Source organism: Haloarcula sebkhae, from assembly GCF_014647415.1.
Classification (GTDB): Archaea; Halobacteriota; Halobacteria; order Halobacteriales; family Haloarculaceae; genus Haloarcula; species Haloarcula sebkhae.
This window is the reverse complement of record NZ_BMPD01000001.1, coordinates 144,912-159,241: the sequence shown is the minus strand read 5'-3', so window position 1 is coordinate 159,241 and position 14,330 is coordinate 144,912. Positions and strand designations below refer to the sequence as shown.

At 64.3% G+C, this 14,330-nt stretch carries 14 protein-coding genes; 4 read left to right on the top strand and 10 right to left on the bottom strand.

The features are described 5' to 3' along the window. Nucleotides 1-3: 3 nt before the first annotated feature. The 7 genes from IEY38_RS00845 to IEY38_RS21590 all read right to left on the bottom strand — a co-directional run bounded on the left by IEY38_RS00845 (nucleotide 4) and on the right by IEY38_RS21590 (nucleotide 5,672). The gene (locus tag IEY38_RS00845; protein ID WP_188974556.1) at nucleotides 4-399 is read right to left on the bottom strand and encodes a DUF7285 family protein; all 396 of its coding nucleotides are present in this window, start codon (nucleotides 397-399) and stop codon (nucleotides 4-6) included. Further along, on the bottom strand, nucleotides 380-841 hold the full coding sequence (locus IEY38_RS00840; protein WP_170097209.1) for a DUF7283 family protein: 462 nt from the start codon (nucleotides 839-841) through the stop codon (nucleotides 380-382). The genes IEY38_RS00845 and IEY38_RS00840 overlap by 20 nt, the downstream gene beginning before the upstream one ends. 34 nt (nucleotides 842-875) lie before the next feature. Continuing rightward, entirely contained in the window at nucleotides 876-2,621 is a 1,746-nt protein-coding gene (locus IEY38_RS00835; RefSeq protein ID WP_188974555.1) for a type II secretion system protein, read from the bottom strand. After that, complete coding sequence (locus IEY38_RS00830) at nucleotides 2,618-4,480, bottom strand: ATPase, T2SS/T4P/T4SS family (protein WP_188974554.1); 1,863 nt, start codon at nucleotides 4,478-4,480, stop codon at nucleotides 2,618-2,620. The genes IEY38_RS00835 and IEY38_RS00830 overlap by 4 nt, the downstream gene beginning before the upstream one ends. Further along, nucleotides 4,473-4,946, bottom strand: a complete 474-nt coding sequence (locus IEY38_RS00825; RefSeq protein WP_188974553.1) for a DUF7311 family protein — start codon at nucleotides 4,944-4,946, stop codon at nucleotides 4,473-4,475. The genes IEY38_RS00830 and IEY38_RS00825 overlap by 8 nt, the downstream gene beginning before the upstream one ends. Further along, nucleotides 4,943-5,458: a DUF7310 family coiled-coil domain-containing protein gene (locus tag IEY38_RS00820; protein ID WP_188974552.1), complete on the bottom strand. Its 516-nt coding sequence runs from the start codon at nucleotides 5,456-5,458 to the stop codon at nucleotides 4,943-4,945. The genes IEY38_RS00825 and IEY38_RS00820 overlap by 4 nt, the downstream gene beginning before the upstream one ends. Before the next feature lie 91 nt (nucleotides 5,459-5,549). After that, nucleotides 5,550-5,672, bottom strand: a complete 123-nt coding sequence (locus tag IEY38_RS21590; RefSeq protein WP_268238726.1) for a hypothetical protein — start codon at nucleotides 5,670-5,672, stop codon at nucleotides 5,550-5,552. A gap of 190 nt (nucleotides 5,673-5,862) precedes the next feature. Here IEY38_RS21590 and IEY38_RS00815 point away from each other — a divergent pair, with 190 nt between their 5' ends. The 3 genes from IEY38_RS00815 to rad50 all read left to right on the top strand — a co-directional run bounded on the left by IEY38_RS00815 (nucleotide 5,863) and on the right by rad50 (nucleotide 10,243). Continuing rightward, nucleotides 5,863-6,231 carry a hypothetical protein gene (locus IEY38_RS00815; protein WP_188974551.1) on the top strand — a complete coding sequence of 123 codons (369 nt, stop codon included), beginning with the start codon at nucleotides 5,863-5,865 and terminating at the stop codon, nucleotides 6,229-6,231. 84 nt (nucleotides 6,232-6,315) lie between these two features. Next, nucleotides 6,316-7,554, top strand: a complete 1,239-nt coding sequence (mre11, locus tag IEY38_RS00810; protein WP_188974550.1) for a DNA double-strand break repair protein Mre11 — start codon at nucleotides 6,316-6,318, stop codon at nucleotides 7,552-7,554. A 13-nt stretch (nucleotides 7,555-7,567) separates the two neighbouring features. Then, on the top strand, nucleotides 7,568-10,243 hold the full coding sequence (rad50, locus tag IEY38_RS00805) for a DNA double-strand break repair ATPase Rad50 (RefSeq protein ID WP_188974549.1): 2,676 nt from the start codon (nucleotides 7,568-7,570) through the stop codon (nucleotides 10,241-10,243). 25 nt (nucleotides 10,244-10,268) lie between these two features. On the opposite strand, the gene IEY38_RS00800 is transcribed toward rad50, so the two are convergent. The 3 genes from IEY38_RS00800 to IEY38_RS00790 are packed head-to-tail and all read right to left on the bottom strand — an operon-like array spanning nucleotide 10,269 to nucleotide 11,352. Continuing rightward, complete coding sequence (locus tag IEY38_RS00800; RefSeq protein ID WP_188974548.1) at nucleotides 10,269-10,691, bottom strand: DUF7346 family protein; 423 nt, start codon at nucleotides 10,689-10,691, stop codon at nucleotides 10,269-10,271. A 27-nt stretch (nucleotides 10,692-10,718) separates the two neighbouring features. Continuing rightward, nucleotides 10,719-11,120 carry a DUF7322 domain-containing protein gene (locus IEY38_RS00795; RefSeq protein WP_188974547.1) on the bottom strand — a complete coding sequence of 134 codons (402 nt, stop codon included), beginning with the start codon at nucleotides 11,118-11,120 and terminating at the stop codon, nucleotides 10,719-10,721. 40 nt (nucleotides 11,121-11,160) lie between these two features. Beyond that, nucleotides 11,161-11,352, bottom strand: coding sequence for a DUF7331 family protein (locus IEY38_RS00790; RefSeq protein ID WP_004517169.1), 192 nt, complete (start codon nucleotides 11,350-11,352; stop codon nucleotides 11,161-11,163). A 107-nt stretch (nucleotides 11,353-11,459) separates the two neighbouring features. Between IEY38_RS00790 and IEY38_RS00785 the strand changes: the two genes are divergently transcribed. Further along, nucleotides 11,460-14,267, top strand: coding sequence for a DNA-directed DNA polymerase (locus IEY38_RS00785; protein WP_188974546.1), 2,808 nt, complete (start codon nucleotides 11,460-11,462; stop codon nucleotides 14,265-14,267). The last annotated feature ends 63 nt before the right edge of the window (nucleotides 14,268-14,330 follow it).

The window sequence follows — 14,330 nt, the reverse complement described above, 5'->3', positions numbered from 1 at the left end:
TGTTCATCGCCACACCCGCACGGTGAGCGTTCCGCGACGGACTGCTCCCGCTCCGACTCGCACGTTCACCGTTCTGGTTTCGGTGTCGGCGCTCTTCGGTGGCTTTTGCCCACTGCTCCATCGCTCGCCGGTCGTCGATGTGATGGTCGCGTTCCCGTGGTAGTTCGCTGGCACCGCATCGAGCGCGCTATTGACCTCCTCAGGCCGAACGACGCCGGCCGACGAGAGCCGCTGTTCCACAGCATCGGCGGTCGGCGTGGCGATATTGCGCTCGTCGTCGAGGGTTCCGAACGCTTCGTCGACCACGCCGGCATACAGCGATACGCCGAGCGTGACGGCGAAGACAGCGACGAGCGCGGCAAGCGGTTCCGTCGTCGCCCTATCCGACGATAGTGACATCGGTCCCTCCCCAGGCGACGTGCCTGACGGTCACCCGGTCCGGAGCCGGTCGCCACCTGTCGTTTGTAGTCTGGGCCTGACGGGTATCTCGATGGAACGCCGCTGGTGATTCGTACACCGCCTTCGGCCGCGCACCGTCGACCACAGACTGTAGCTGCTCGGTCCGCGCCGGGACAGCCGTTCGAATCAGTCGTGCGGTGGCTGTCCCACCGTCGTTGCGAAGACGGATTTCACGGCCATCGAACGCCCACTCTGTAGCGACGAGTCGTCGATGTGCGACGGACCCGGGCGGGCTGGTTGTGACCTCATCGATAGTCGCGGCCGCTGCCGTCGCGTCCGGCGGTGCGGTCGTCGGGAGGCCGACGACGACGCCGAGGACGGCCACGCTCACTGTCCCCAGGCCGACCCAGAGATACAGCGTATCGACGTGCGTTTCGAACATGGAACGGCCTGGCTGCGTTTTTTGATTTAAATTCTCAGACCAGCAGCTCGGTGGCGACAACGGCGACGAGGAAGGTCGCTGTGGCCGACAGGAGCGCCAGGCCGGTTCGATAACCAACGAGCGCGCGGTCGAGGCCCCGATGCAGACCCGTCGCTAGCGCCGTCAGCAAAACAGCCAGAACGAGGACGTACCAGCCGACGACCGGTCCCAGCAGCGCATTCGAAACGGTAGCGAACTGCTCGCCGCCCCCCATCGACCCAGCCAACGCGACGGTCGCACCGCCGATAAGCGGACCGAACAGCGCGGCGGTGTTCGACAGCGTTTCGGTTATCTGCGAGAGGTCCCTGCGCGTCTCGCACTCGATGGTCCAAAGTGCGTCCAGATGCTCGCCCATCGTCGTCACGGACGTCCCCGCCGGTGGCCCGATTGTCGCGGCTGTATCCAGCAGAGTCGCCGCTCGACGAGTACGGCGGCTCGGGACCTCAGCGAGCGCGCCGCCGGGACCCAGAAATGCCCCCTTGACGCTGGTACCGAGGCGTTCCTGACGCGCGACGGCGGATTCGATCACGGCGCTGGTCGGTTCGGGAGTCTCGTCGACAGCCTCGACAAGCGCGGCTTCGACCGACTGGCCGCGGCCCAGTCGACGACCAACAGCCGATAGCACGTCCGGGAGGCCCGATTCGACATCTGTGACGTAGTCGCGCACCTCGGCGACGGGGCGGTAGTAGCTGACGAGCGCGCTCCCGACGCCGGCCCCAAGCGCGCCGATGGGAGACGCCCACGTAGCGACAAGTGTGCTGGCAAGGAACCATCCACCGATTCCGGCGATGATGCCGCCCGCGATCGACGGGAGCGCCGACGCCGGCACGTCCGGATGGCTCTGCGGAATTGTCGCCGGCGGGAACGCGACCGGCCGCCGTCCCAAGAGCCAGCAGCAGGCGACCAGCAGCGCGGCGGGCAAGACGACGCCGTAGATCCCGACCAGCACAGGGGCGGTCACTGGCACACCCGCGGCAGCGGCGGCCGGCAGCAGCGACGCCATCGCCAGTGGCAGGAGAACACCGAACGCGTACAGCCCGGTCGCCGGTCCTTGGAGTGTGGCCGCGAAGGCCGCCATCTCATCACGCGTCCCGTCGAGGATGCGTCGCCGCGCGCGTTCGAGGACCTCGGGCCGCTCTTCGGCTGGAGCCACCGTCGCGTTCTCGACCAGCCCGACTGCGCGTTCGAGCGCGGGGAAGCGGTCGCTCCAGGCTGTCGCGAACGTTTCCAGACCGCTCCGTGGCGTCCCTGCGGCTCGCTGCCGATGGTGTTCCAGCCGGGTAGCGAGCGGGCCGTCTCCGGTTTGCCCGGCGAACGCCGCCGCCCGCTCAGCGCTGGGCCATAGCGTCGCGCCAAGCACCAGCGTCGTGACGAGCGAGGGCGCGGCCCCCAGCGTCCGAATCCGCTTCGCCTCCGCCACGAAGGGGATACCGTACCGCCCCAGCGCCGCGACACCCAGAGACAGGCCGAGGAATCCGAGGCTGACAGTCGTCGCCAGCAGTCCGGTCACCATCACACCGACGAGTAGTGCGAGCAGGGAGCCACACACCGCAACGGCGTAGCTCGCCGTCAGCAGTGTCTCGGGCGGAGCCGAAACCGAAAGCAGCCCACACGCTCGCCGGTAGTCGTCCGGTACCTCGACAGTGCCCGGGCAGGCCCCAATGAGCGCGGTTGTGAGCGGTGCGGCTGATTCCGTGTTCGCGTCGTCACGAGAATCGTCTGACTTGCCGGCGTGGCTCACGGCTGGACCTCGCCTGTGGGCAGCTCGTTCTCAGGCGTCTCGACAGCCACCGACTCCTCGAACCGTTCGGTTCGCGCCTCGATAGCGTCGAGTACCTCTGCATAGGACTCCCCGGGCGCGGCGAGTGACTCCACCAGACGGCTGTTGCCCCGCGTCAGGCGACCGGTAGCCGTCGCTGTCGACCCGTCGCGCTCGTAGAGCATCTCGAAAGAGACATCGTCGCCATGAGAGACGGTTTCGGCGACAGATGCGATGCCGCGGCCGTGCGCCGACGCGGGCGGTGCCAGCGTTATCACGAGATCCGTCGCCGCGAACGACTGGACCGGGACGCCGAGGTCCGACACCAGCCGTTCCCGAACGGCTTCGGGGCCGTTACCGTGAATCGTTCCGAGGACGGCCCCGTCGCCGCCACCGACACGCATCGCCTCGTAGAGAACACTGGCCTCCTCGCCACGGACTTCTCCAACGGCGAGCGCGCCCTCGCCGAGGCGGAGTGCTGTTCGCAGGGCCTCTGTGGCGTCGACCGACGGTCCTTCTTCGCGGGCAGTCCGAAGCGCCTGCACGTCCCGTCCATCGGACCGCAACGACGACGCTGGAAGTTCGGGCGTGTCTTCGATCAGGATGGTCCGGACCTCGTGGGGGAGTTCCCAGAGCAACGCCCCGAGTGTTGTCGTCTTGCCCGCGCCGCGGGGGCCGGCGACGAGGCAGGCCCCGCCGCGCTCCGCGACGATGGAGAGCAGTCCGGCGACGGCGGCCGGCATCGTCCCGTTGTTGACGAAGTCGGCCAGCCGCCATACGTCGCTGTCGTGGGCGCGAAAGGCGAAGGCGAGGCCATCACTGACCGGTTCGCTCACACCGGCGACGCGGATCTGCCGGTCAGCCACCGTCGCCGTTGCATCGAGCGTCGGGTTCGCTTGCGAGAACGCTCGACCGCTCGACCGTCTGAACGTCGACGCCAGCGTGTTCGCGCCCGACGGCGTCAGGCGGACATTGGTTCGCATCGCCTCGCCGTCACAACGCACTCGGAGCCGGGTGTCACTCACAGGGGCTGTCGCAAACACGTCGGACACCCGCTGATCGGCGAATATATCTTCCAGAATCCCGAGCCCGCCCGTGTGTTTCTCCAGCACTGCACCGACCGCAGTTGCTGTCGTACTGTCGCCGGCCACCGCGGTAGCTGCGTCGTACGGGTGACAGCCGCCGTCGGCAGCAGCGGTCGCGACTCGCTCGTACGCTCCGACGAGCGTCTCCATCGTGTCCGCGTCGAACCGCTGTTCGCGGGGCTCGATGTGATACATCGGTAGTTGGTCGCCGTGCCTGTCGTATCGCCGAACGACAGCCTCTGTCGGCAGCGTCTGCTGGTCCCGGAGCGCCGAATCCGCTGGTGGTGCTGCCCCGACACGGGCGTCGCTAATTGTTGGTCCAGTGTATGCAGTAAGCGCCTGTTCGCTGGTATCGAAGCCTTCTGTGGCGACAGCCAATCCGGTTTCCGCAGCCAAGTCAGCGACCGGCCCCGCTCGACCGACTGCCTCCGCGGCGGCATCGACGGGGTCCCGGCGGGAACAGGCTGCGAGGCGATCGTCCAGCGAGGCGACTCTGGTCGCGAACCGGCCAGCCGCAGTGAGCACTGCCGCCGCCCGATCGGCGTACACTCGCTCCTGTCCTGCCTGTTTCGTGACGACAGTATCGACACTGGCTGAGGGGAGCGACTCGACGACTGTCGCCCGACAGTCAGCCGACGCGGCGAGGTCGCCGCCGCCCGGACACTGGTCCGCTGTTACCAATAGCCGCCCACCCTCGATGGCTGTTTCACAGCAACAGCCGGACGCGGTCGATGATCCGAAAAGCCACTCACGCATGGCCGTGCCTCGGCGCGGCTTCGGACTTAAACCGATGGACCCGCAGTATCCGCTGGCCATCTGACCGCGTCAGCACGAACACGAGCCGATGTGTGGCGGGTTTGTCGAGTCGGTCGGTCGCCGCTGTCGTTCGGATCGGAATACCGACCAACCGCTCGGTCTGTTTCCGGGACTCGACTGTCCAGGTCGCGATACCGACACCGGCCCGCTCCGCGAACTGTAGCTGACTGACGCCGGCGTTCGTGTAGGTCCGCACGGGGAGTTGTATCTCCACCACGCGTCGCGCATCGCCGTTCGTCGTCGCGTCGTCAGTCTCGACTAACGTCGTCAATTCAGCCTCCAGTTCGTCCAGTTGGCGCTCCATCGTATCGCTGGCTGTGTCAGCTCTGGCCGTCGACAGTGCTGGCGCTGATACACTGACAAGTGCGGTCATGACTGCGACAGCGAGGACCAGTCGGTATATCACAGCAGCGCGCGGATGCGCCCGACGATGCCCGCGTCAGGAGTCCCGTCGTTGTCGGGGTCACCACCGTCGGTGATGGCGGAGAAATCGGTCGGCTCCTCGGTCGTGGCGTTCGTTTCTGTGCGGTCACCGCTATCCGACAGACCTGGATGGCCCTGTACCGTCTCCGCCTGTAACTGATCTGTCCCCGCCGCTGGTGGGTCAGATGTCGACGGCGACGACAGTGCTTCGTCGAGTCGGATTTCCAGTCGGTCGGTTGCCGCCAGCGCCGCGTCGGCGCGTTGCTCGACGTCTTCGTTGACCGCGCGGACGTTCCCCACGTAGCCGCGAAGGGCCTGTGTCGCGGCTTCGAGTTCCGCCGTCCGCTCGTCGATGTCGTCGATACGCTCTTCGACGGTGTCCATACGGCTCTCCAACTCGGCGAGTTCCGTTACCTCCGGGAACTCAGTCGTTCCGTCCGTGACCGTGCGTTCGACTGTACGGAGCCGTTCGGCCAGCGTCTCGATATCTGTCATGCCCGGCGCTGGTCCCGTGCTGGTATTTGAACGCTTGGACGGGGTACTGCGGGAAACGTACCGGTCGCTGTCAGAAAGCTCTCGTCCAGCCTCACCCGCCGAGGACGAACAGCGCGAGGATGATGGAGATGAGCAGGGTTACCAGAATCAGCAGCCCGACGACTGTGATTGACGAGAGCGCTTTGTCGTCGGAGCGGAATGTGCGTAGAGACATTGTGGGGCCATCCGACAGTAGATTCTCGTCCGGTAACACCGGTGCTGGGCTGTTAGTTCTATCGAACTAGTCACCTCGGCAAACTGTACGCTTTTCCAACCTTTTTGGGTTGAGTGGTTGTCTCGGACGCGCAATTAAGCGGTCAGGGGCCAGCAAACGTTTATTTCGGATGCCGTGGCCACGCCGTTCTATGACCGATAGCGACCAGGTGAAAACGGCACTCGCGGCGCTCGCTGACGGGGAGGGCGACAACAGCGACGACGGGGGCGGGGCTACCCGAGCAGCCGACCGGGAGGGCGGTAGTAGCGCAGGCCGGATGGAAGCCCATGAGACGGGTGGTGACGCCGGCTACCGGACGGTCATCGAACGAGCAATCCGGACAACCGACGATTTAGACGAAGCGGTCGCCTTCGTCGAGACGTTCGGCGTCGGACGACTCGAAGCAGCCGTCGCACAGGCCGAACACGAGGTGAGTGGGCTGGCAGACGAGGGCCGGGCGGCTTTGCGGGCGTTCCGGCGGTACCGGGACGCCGCGGCGGGACCCAGCGATGGATCGTAGCCACCGGGCTGACCACAGTGCCGCCGACCATTTTCACTCCGCTCACGATACCCCTTTAGGTGGCGCTGGCTTACGGGTGGGCAAATGACACGGGTGATACACACCGGCGATACCCACGTCGGGTATCAGCAGTACAACGTCCCCGACCGGCGGGACGACTTCCTCGATGCGTTCCGGCAGGTGGTTCGAGACGCCATCGCGGACGACGCCGATGCCGTTGTCCACGCCGGTGACCTGTTCCACGACCGCCGTCCGGCCCTCGCAGATATCATGGGCACGCTGAACGTTCTCGAAGAACTCTCCAAAGCCGATATCCCATTTCTTGCCGTTGTGGGTAACCACGAGGCAAAGCGCGACGCCCAGTGGCTCGATCTGTACGAATCGCTGGGCCTGGCGACGCGGCTCGACGACGAGCCGACCGTCATCGGCGATACTGCCTTCTATGGCCTCGATTTCGTGCCGCGCTCGCAGCGCGACGACCTCGACTACGACTTCGCTGCCCACGATGCGGACAGCGCCGCGCTGGTCACCCACGGCCTGTTCCAGCCCTTTGACTACGGCGACTGGGACGCCGAAGAAATTCTGACCGAGTCGTCGGTTGAGTTTGACGCGATGTTGCTCGGCGACAACCACGACCCCGGTAAACAGCAAGTCAAGGACGCTTGGGTCACCTACTGCGGATCGACCGAGCGCGCGAGTGCAAGCGAGCGCGAGGATCGCGGGTACAACATCGTCACCTTCGACGACGAGGTCCGGATCACCCGCCGCGGCCTCGACACCCGCGAGTTCGTCTTCGTCGACGTGGACCTCGGGCCAGAGGAAGGCGTCGAACGGGTCCGGAGCCGCGTCGGCCAGCACGACCTAGAGGATGCCGTCGTCATCGTCTCTATCAGCGGCGACGGCGACCCGGTCACCCCGGCCAGCGTCGAATCGTTCGCGCTCGATCGGGGGGCGCTCGTGGCTCGCGTCACTGACCACCGGGAAATCACGGCCGAGGAGCGAGAAACCGATATCAGCTTCGCCGACCCGGACGACGCTGTCACCGAGCGCGTCCGCGACCTCGGATTGAGCGAGGCCGCTCACGACATTGACGAGACGATCCGCGCCTCGAAGGTCGCCGACGCGAACGTCAAAGACGAGGTCGAACGGCACGTGCGTGAACTGCTCAGTGAGGATTCGGATGCCCTCGCAGCCGACACAGAAACGGCTGCGAGTGATGAAGCGCCCGACACCGCGAGCGTAAACGAGGATGATGCCGACGACACGGCACCGGTCGACGGGACCGATGACGACGGTCAGGCGAGCGTCGAGGAGTTCCTGTAATGGAGGGTCAACAATGAAATTCCAACGCGTCAAGCTATCCAATTTCAAGTGCTACGACGATGCCGACCTGCGACTGGACAACGGTGTGACCGTTATCCACGGACTCAACGGGAGCGGGAAGTCGTCCCTGCTTGAGGCCTGTTTCTTCGCACTATACGGCTCGAAAGCGCTGGACGAGAATCTCGGCGACGTGGTTACCATCGGAGCCGACGACTGTACTGTCGAACTGTGGTTCTCCCACGCCGGCGGCGACTACCACCTCACGCGCCGGGTCCGTGCGACTGGAGCACAACCGACGACAGCTAAGTGTGTGCTGGAGACACCCGACGGAAACTACGAGGGGGCGCGCGACGTGCGCCGGCGGATTACGGAGCTCTTGCGGATGGACAGCGAGGCGTTCGTCAACTGCGCCTACGTCCGCCAGGGCGAGGTGAACAAACTCATCAACGCCTCCCCCGGCGACCGACAGGACATGCTTGACGACCTCCTGCAACTGGGGAAACTGGAGGAGTACCGTGAGCGGGCCAGCGACGCCCGCGTCGGGGTCGGTCGCGTGCGTGACGACAAGCAGGGAGCACTCTCACAACTCGACGAACAGATACAGGAAAAAGAGGCGAAGGACCTCCACGAACGCCTGAACGGCCTCGAAACAAAGGAGTCAGAACTGCAGGACGAGATCGAACACATCGAGGATCAGAAGGCTACCGCCGAGGAGACGCTCACGCAGGCCGAGTCGGTCCTCGAAGAGTACGAGGAGAAACGCGACGAACTGTCGACCCTCAAAACCGACATCGAGGAACTGGAGACGACCATCACAGAGACGGAGACGGAACGAACCGACCTCAAAGAGCAAATCAGCGACTTGCAGGACCAGCGAGAGTCGCTGCGGAAGGACCTCTCGGAAACCGTCGCTGAAACCGACCTAGACCGTTCGGAGCCGGACCCGGAAACCGTCGATGCGCGACTCGACGAACTGCAGTCCCGCGACGACGAACTGCAGAGCCGCATTGAGGACCAGCGGGTCGACGCGAAGGAACACAGCAGCACCGCCGATGCGCTAGCCGAGAGCGCCGCGGACCTCGAATCCCGAGCCGAGGACAAGCGCGGGGAAGCCGACGAACTGGAAACAGACATCGAAGCAGCGCGGGAGACCATCTCCGAGCGCCGGGAGCAGATCAGCGATATCGACGACCAGATCGCCGATCTCGAAGCCAGGTTCGAGGACGAGCCGACCGACCGTGACAGCGCACGGTCGCACAAAGAATCCGTCGCCAGTGACCTCGAAGACGCCCGACAACGGGTGACCGAACTGGAGACGAAACTGGAGAGCGAGCGCGATGCGCTGGCCGAGGCGGAGGCGCTGCTGGAGGCCGGAAAGTGCCCCGAGTGCGGACAGGACGTGGCCGAGTCGCCACACGTCGACTCCATCGAGGACGACCGCGAGCGGATTTCGGAGCTGGAGGCGACGCTCGCGGACGCCCGTGAGGACGTGTCGAACCTGCAGGCAGAACACGAATCGGCGACAGACTTGGTCCAGACCGCGGACGAACTGGCGACGCTGGAGAACAACCGCTCGAACATCGTGCAACTGGTCGAGGAGAAAGAAGACGGGCTAGACGCGGACCAGGAGCGCATCGAGACGCTCCGCGAGGAAGCAGCGAAACACGAGTCCGAGGCCGAGACGAAGCGCGAGAAAGCTGCCGAAGCCCGCGAGCAGGCCGAGGAATGCCGCTCGGTCGTCGCCGAGTGCAATCAGGAGCGCCAGCAGGTCAAGCAGTCGATTGAGCGCTTAGATCGGGTCGAAGACCTGCTTGCGAAGATCGACGACTGCGACGACGATATCAAACGCCTGCGCGAGAAGCGCACGCAACAGGCCGAACTGAACGACCAGCGCCGCGAACAGCTAGCGGAGAAACGCGAGCGCAAGCAGGATCTCGCGGAGTCGTTCGACGAGGAGCGAATCGACGAAGCCCGTAACGAGAAGCAGCGCGCGGAAAAGTACATCGAGCAGGCCAAGGCGGCGCTGGCGGAGAAACGCGAAAAGCGCGACGAACTGCAAAACGCCATCGGCGGCGTCACGAACGAGATCGAGGAACTGGAGTCACTGCGGGACCGGCGCGAGGACCTCGAAGCGACTCTGGAGAAACTCGAAACGCTGTACGAGGAAACCGAGGAGCTACAGGAGATGTACGGGACGCTTCGGGCGGAACTGCGCCAGCGCAACGTCGAGACGCTCGAACGCATGCTTAATCAGACGTTTGATCTGGTGTATCAGAACGACTCCTATTCCCACATCGAACTTGACGGGCAGTATCAGCTGACAGTGTACCAGAAGGATGGCGAACCGCTGGAGCCCGAACAGCTCTCCGGCGGTGAACGGGCGCTGTTCAACCTTAGCCTGCGGTGTGCCATCTACCGGCTGCTCGCGGAGGGCATCGAGGGAGCCGCGCCGATGCCGCCGCTCATCCTCGATGAACCGACGGTGTTCCTCGATTCGGGGCACGTCACGCAACTACTCGACCTCGTGGAGTATATGCGAGACGAGGTCGGCGTCGAGCAGATTCTCGTGGTCAGCCACGACGAGGAACTGGTCGGTGCGGCGGACGACCTCGTCCGTGTCGAGAAAGACGCCACGACCAACCGCTCTCGGGTTGAGCAGGTCGAAGCGACGGTCGCGGAACTGGCCTGACCGCAGTCACGACGCTGGACAGCCCTCAGTCGCGGAGATGCGCCAGCCCATCGCTGGCCGTTTCCGTCGTGTCGTAGCCTCGCTGGCCGTGGACCGTCGCCTCGGCGAGCAGGCCGGCGGCGCGGAACTCGGCCAGCAGGCCGTGCAGGTCGCTCTCACAGAGGTCGTAGGCTGAGAGCAACTCCGCCACGGAGAGCGGCCCGCGCTCGTCGAGTTCCACGAGCAGGCCAAGCGCGCGCTCATCGTGGGTCGCTGTAATGACCTGGCGAGCGGTGTCGGGAACGCCTTCGGCGGCCGTGGCCAGCGGCGATTCGCCATCTACAGGTTCGAGGTCGGCGTTCGGGACGTGTTGCTGTTCGCCGGTTTCAGGGTCCCTGACCAGACTTGACTCGGTGGACTCCTTCAGTAGTAAGTACCGCGTGCCGTCGTCGTCCCGCACAGTACGCATATGGCCGTTCGTAGCCGACCGGGCCGGTTAGCCGTTGTGGTCGCCTGACTCCGCGCCGTCGGACTGGACCTCTGTTGTCTCGGCTGTTTTGTCCTCGTCGTCCGACTTACGTTCGCGTTCGAACTGGACGTACCGGAACGTTCCGTAGCCGAAGGCGATGACGCCGACGAGGAAGATCCGAATCCCGAGGTCGACCTGTCCCTCGAAGTAGGCCAGCATCGGGCCGAGCGAGAGCGCCAGCAGCGCGACGTTGAAGACGATGACGAGCTTGACGAACAGTCCCGTGGCGTCGCCGTCGTAAGCGCCGTCCGACGGCGATGGCACGTCCGGCCCGAGACTCTCCGGGTCGAACTCTTCGGGTTCATACTCGCTCTTTTCCGAGAGGACGCCGCCGCTCTCGTTCGGGTCGTCCTCGCCGGGGATATCCATCACACTAGCTACGACGTGTGGACGCTAAAAGTACTTCCTGTCAGGCGATCTCCTGTAAGGTAAGCGCCGTATCGGTCTGTAACCACGCGAGCGGGTTCTCGGCATCGTAAAACACTGTCCCCTCCTCGGTCTCGTAGGTCTCGGTCGTCTGGATGGCGTCCGGGAGCGCCGGCTCCGACCGCAGTTCTTCGGACCTATCCGCCTCGCCGTGGGGGGATGCGTGGTGCGACATTGGCCGTCAAACTTGGGTATGTTACTCGATGGCATATACTTTCTGCCTGTGGCAATACCCCGTCGACCGTCGGTGTTTTTATGCGGCATCTCGAAACACGGCTAAGAATGAGTGACGGGACCCAGGGCACGCTGGGGGACTTCGAGCAAGACGCGGAGGAGGACCGCCCGGTCGCCGACGAAGCGGCGGCCATCGCGGGCAACGGTGGGAGCGATAGCGGGGACACGAGCGTCGTCGACATCGACGAGCGCCAGTTCCCGCCGGTCGAAGAGACCGTCGAGTTCGTGGTGACACAGGTCGACTACACAATCGAGGGGCAGGGCGACGACGAGTTCCCAGTCGTCCACGTCTTCGGACGCACCGACGACAACGAGCCGGTCCATGCGCGCGTCTTCGATTTCAAACCCTACTTCTACGCACCGACCGACAGCGTCACCGAGGACGAACTCCGCCAGTACGACAGCATCAGCGGGTGGGAAGAAGCCGACGGGGACGGCGAACCCTACGAATCGATTCGCGGCGAGCGCCTGACGAAGATATTCGGCCAGACGCCGCGCGACGTGGGACAGATCCGTGACGACTTCGACCACTACGAGGCAGACATCCTCTTTCCCAACCGCCTGCTCATCGACAAGGACATCACGAGTGGCGTTCGCGTCCCTGCCCGCGAACTCGACGATGGGAGTCTGAAGGTCCATCACGAGGAGGTTCGGCCGGTCGAGGCCCACGCCGACCCGCGAGTCAACACCTTCGACATCGAGGTCGACGACCGCCATGGCTTCCCCGAGGACGGCGAGGAGCCGATAATCTGTCTCACCTCCCACGACTCCTACCGCGACGAGTACGTCGTCTGGCTGTATGAGTCCCCCGACGGCATCAACGGCCCCGAGGCACTGGCCGGCTACGACCCGATTCGGGAGGACTTCGAGGCCGATGTGCGCGTCTTCGACGAGGAGGAGGCCATGCTGGAGGCGTTCGTCGACTACATCGTCGACACCGACCCGGACGTGCTGACCGGCTGGAACTTCGACGACTTCGACGCGCCGTACTTCCTCGACCGCCTGGAGGAACTCCAGAGCTACAACCACGACTTCGACCTGCAGATCGACCGCCTCTCACGGGTCGACGAGGTCTGGCGCTCAGGCTGGGGCGGCCCCGATATCAAAGGCCGTGTCGTCTTCGACCTCCTCTATGCCTACAAGCGAACGCAGTTCACCGAACTCGAATCCTATCGGCTCGATGCTGTCGGCGAGCAGGAACTCGGCGTCGGCAAGGAGCGCTACACCGGCGACATCGGCGACCTCTGGGAACAGGACCCCGAGCAGTTGCTTGAGTACAACCTCCGGGACGTGGAGCTCTGTGTCGAACTCGACCGCGAACAGGACATCATCGACTTTTGGGACGAGGTCCGCACTTTCGTCGGGTGCAAGCTCGAAGACGCGACGACCCCCGGCGACGCCGTCGACATGTACGTCCTCCACAAGCTCCACGGCGAGTTCGCGCTCCCCTCGAAGGGCCAGCAAGAGAGCGAGGACTACGAGGGTGGCGCAGTGTTCGACCCCATCACGGGCGTCCGGGAGAACGTCACCGTGCTGGACCTGAAGTCGCTGTACCCGATGTGCATGGTGACGACCAACGCCAGTCCGGAGACGAAAGTCGATCCGGAGATCTACGACGGCGACACATACCGCGCGCCCAACGGCACCCACTTCCGAAAGGAACCGGACGGCGTCATCCGGGAGATGGTCGACGAACTCCTCTCAGAGCGCGAGGAGAAGAAGGCACAGCGAAACAGCTTCGACCCCGATAATCCGGAGTACGAGCGCTTTGATCGTCAGCAAGCGGCAGTGAAGGTGATAATGAACAGTCTGTACGGCGTTCTTGGATGGGACCGCTTCCGGCTCTACGACAAGGAGATGGGCGCGGCGGTCACCGCCACCGGTCGGGAGGTCATCGACTACACTGACGAAGTCGTCGCGAACGAAGGGTACGAGGTCGTCTACGGTGACACCGACTCCGTCATGCTCCAGCTCGGAGATATCGGCCCGGAGGATGTCGACGACGACGCGGCAGTCACCGACGAGATGCGCGAGAAACACCCGAGGATGGGTGACGATGAACTCGAACTCGTCGCCGCGACCATCCAGAAGGGATTCGAGCTGGAGGAGACGATCAACGACTCCTACGACGAGTTCGCGATGGAGCGGCTCAACGCGAGTGAGCACCGGTTCCAGATAGAGTTCGAAAAGCTCTATCGGCGGTTCTTCCAGGCGGGCAAGAAGAAGCGCTACGCGGGCAACATTGTCTGGAAAGAGGGCAAACACGTCGACGACATCGACATCACCGGGTTCGAATACCAGCGGTCCGATATCGCGCCGATCACGAAGCGGGTCCAGAAGGAGGTCATCGACCGCATCGTCCGCGGCGAGGACGCCGAGTCGATCAAGCAGTACGTCAGCGACGTCATCGAGGACTATCAGGACGGCAACGTCAACTACGACGACGTTGGCATTCCCGGCGGCATCGGGAAGAAACTCGATAACTACGACACCGACACCGCGCAGGTTCGGGGCGCGAAGTACGCCAACCTCCTGCTGGGGACGAACTTCCAGAGCGGCTCAAAGCCGAAGCGACTGTATCTCGACCGGGTCCACTCGGACTTCTTCCAGCGCATCGAGAAAGAAGAAGGGCTGGACCCCCAGCGGGACCCGCTGTACGGCGAGTTCCGGCGGGACCCCGATGTGATCTGTTTCGAGTACGCGGACCAGATTCCCGAGGAGTTCGAGATCGACTGGGACAAGATGCTGGATAAGACGCTGAAAGGGCCGATTGCCCGCATTCTGGAGGCAATGGATATCTCTTGGGAGGAGGTCAAGTCCGGGCAGGAACAGACGGGACTCGGGAGCTTCATGTAACCCACAGAAAGCAGGTGGTTACTGCTGCAAGAAATATTGTTTCTATATACAGAAGTTGAGTTC

Bases quoted from the DNA above. Each gene is read 5' to 3' on its own strand.
- IEY38_RS00820 (WP_188974552.1), bottom strand. From the start codon at position 5,458: ATGACAGATATCGAGACGCTGGCCGAACGGCTCCGTACAGTCGAACGC.
- IEY38_RS00840 (WP_170097209.1), bottom strand. From the start codon at position 841: ATGTTCGAAACGCACGTCGATACGCTGTATCTCTGGGTCGGCCTGGGG.
- mre11 (WP_188974550.1), top strand. From the start codon at position 6,316: ATGACACGGGTGATACACACCGGCGATACCCACGTCGGGTATCAGCAG.
- IEY38_RS21590 (WP_268238726.1), bottom strand. From the start codon at position 5,672: ATGTCTCTACGCACATTCCGCTCCGACGACAAAGCGCTCTCGTCAATC.
- rad50 (WP_188974549.1), top strand. From the start codon at position 7,568: ATGAAATTCCAACGCGTCAAGCTATCCAATTTCAAGTGCTACGACGAT.
- IEY38_RS00795 (WP_188974547.1), bottom strand. From the start codon at position 11,120: ATGGATATCCCCGGCGAGGACGACCCGAACGAGAGCGGCGGCGTCCTC.
- IEY38_RS00815 (WP_188974551.1), top strand. From the start codon at position 5,863: ATGACCGATAGCGACCAGGTGAAAACGGCACTCGCGGCGCTCGCTGAC.
- IEY38_RS00785 (WP_188974546.1), top strand. From the start codon at position 11,460: ATGAGTGACGGGACCCAGGGCACGCTGGGGGACTTCGAGCAAGACGCG.
- IEY38_RS00830 (WP_188974554.1), bottom strand. From the start codon at position 4,480: ATGCGTGAGTGGCTTTTCGGATCATCGACCGCGTCCGGCTGTTGCTGT.
- IEY38_RS00790 (WP_004517169.1), bottom strand. From the start codon at position 11,352: ATGTCGCACCACGCATCCCCCCACGGCGAGGCGGATAGGTCCGAAGAA.
- IEY38_RS00845 (WP_188974556.1), bottom strand. From the start codon at position 399: ATGTCACTATCGTCGGATAGGGCGACGACGGAACCGCTTGCCGCGCTC.
- IEY38_RS00800 (WP_188974548.1), bottom strand. From the start codon at position 10,691: ATGCGTACTGTGCGGGACGACGACGGCACGCGGTACTTACTACTGAAG.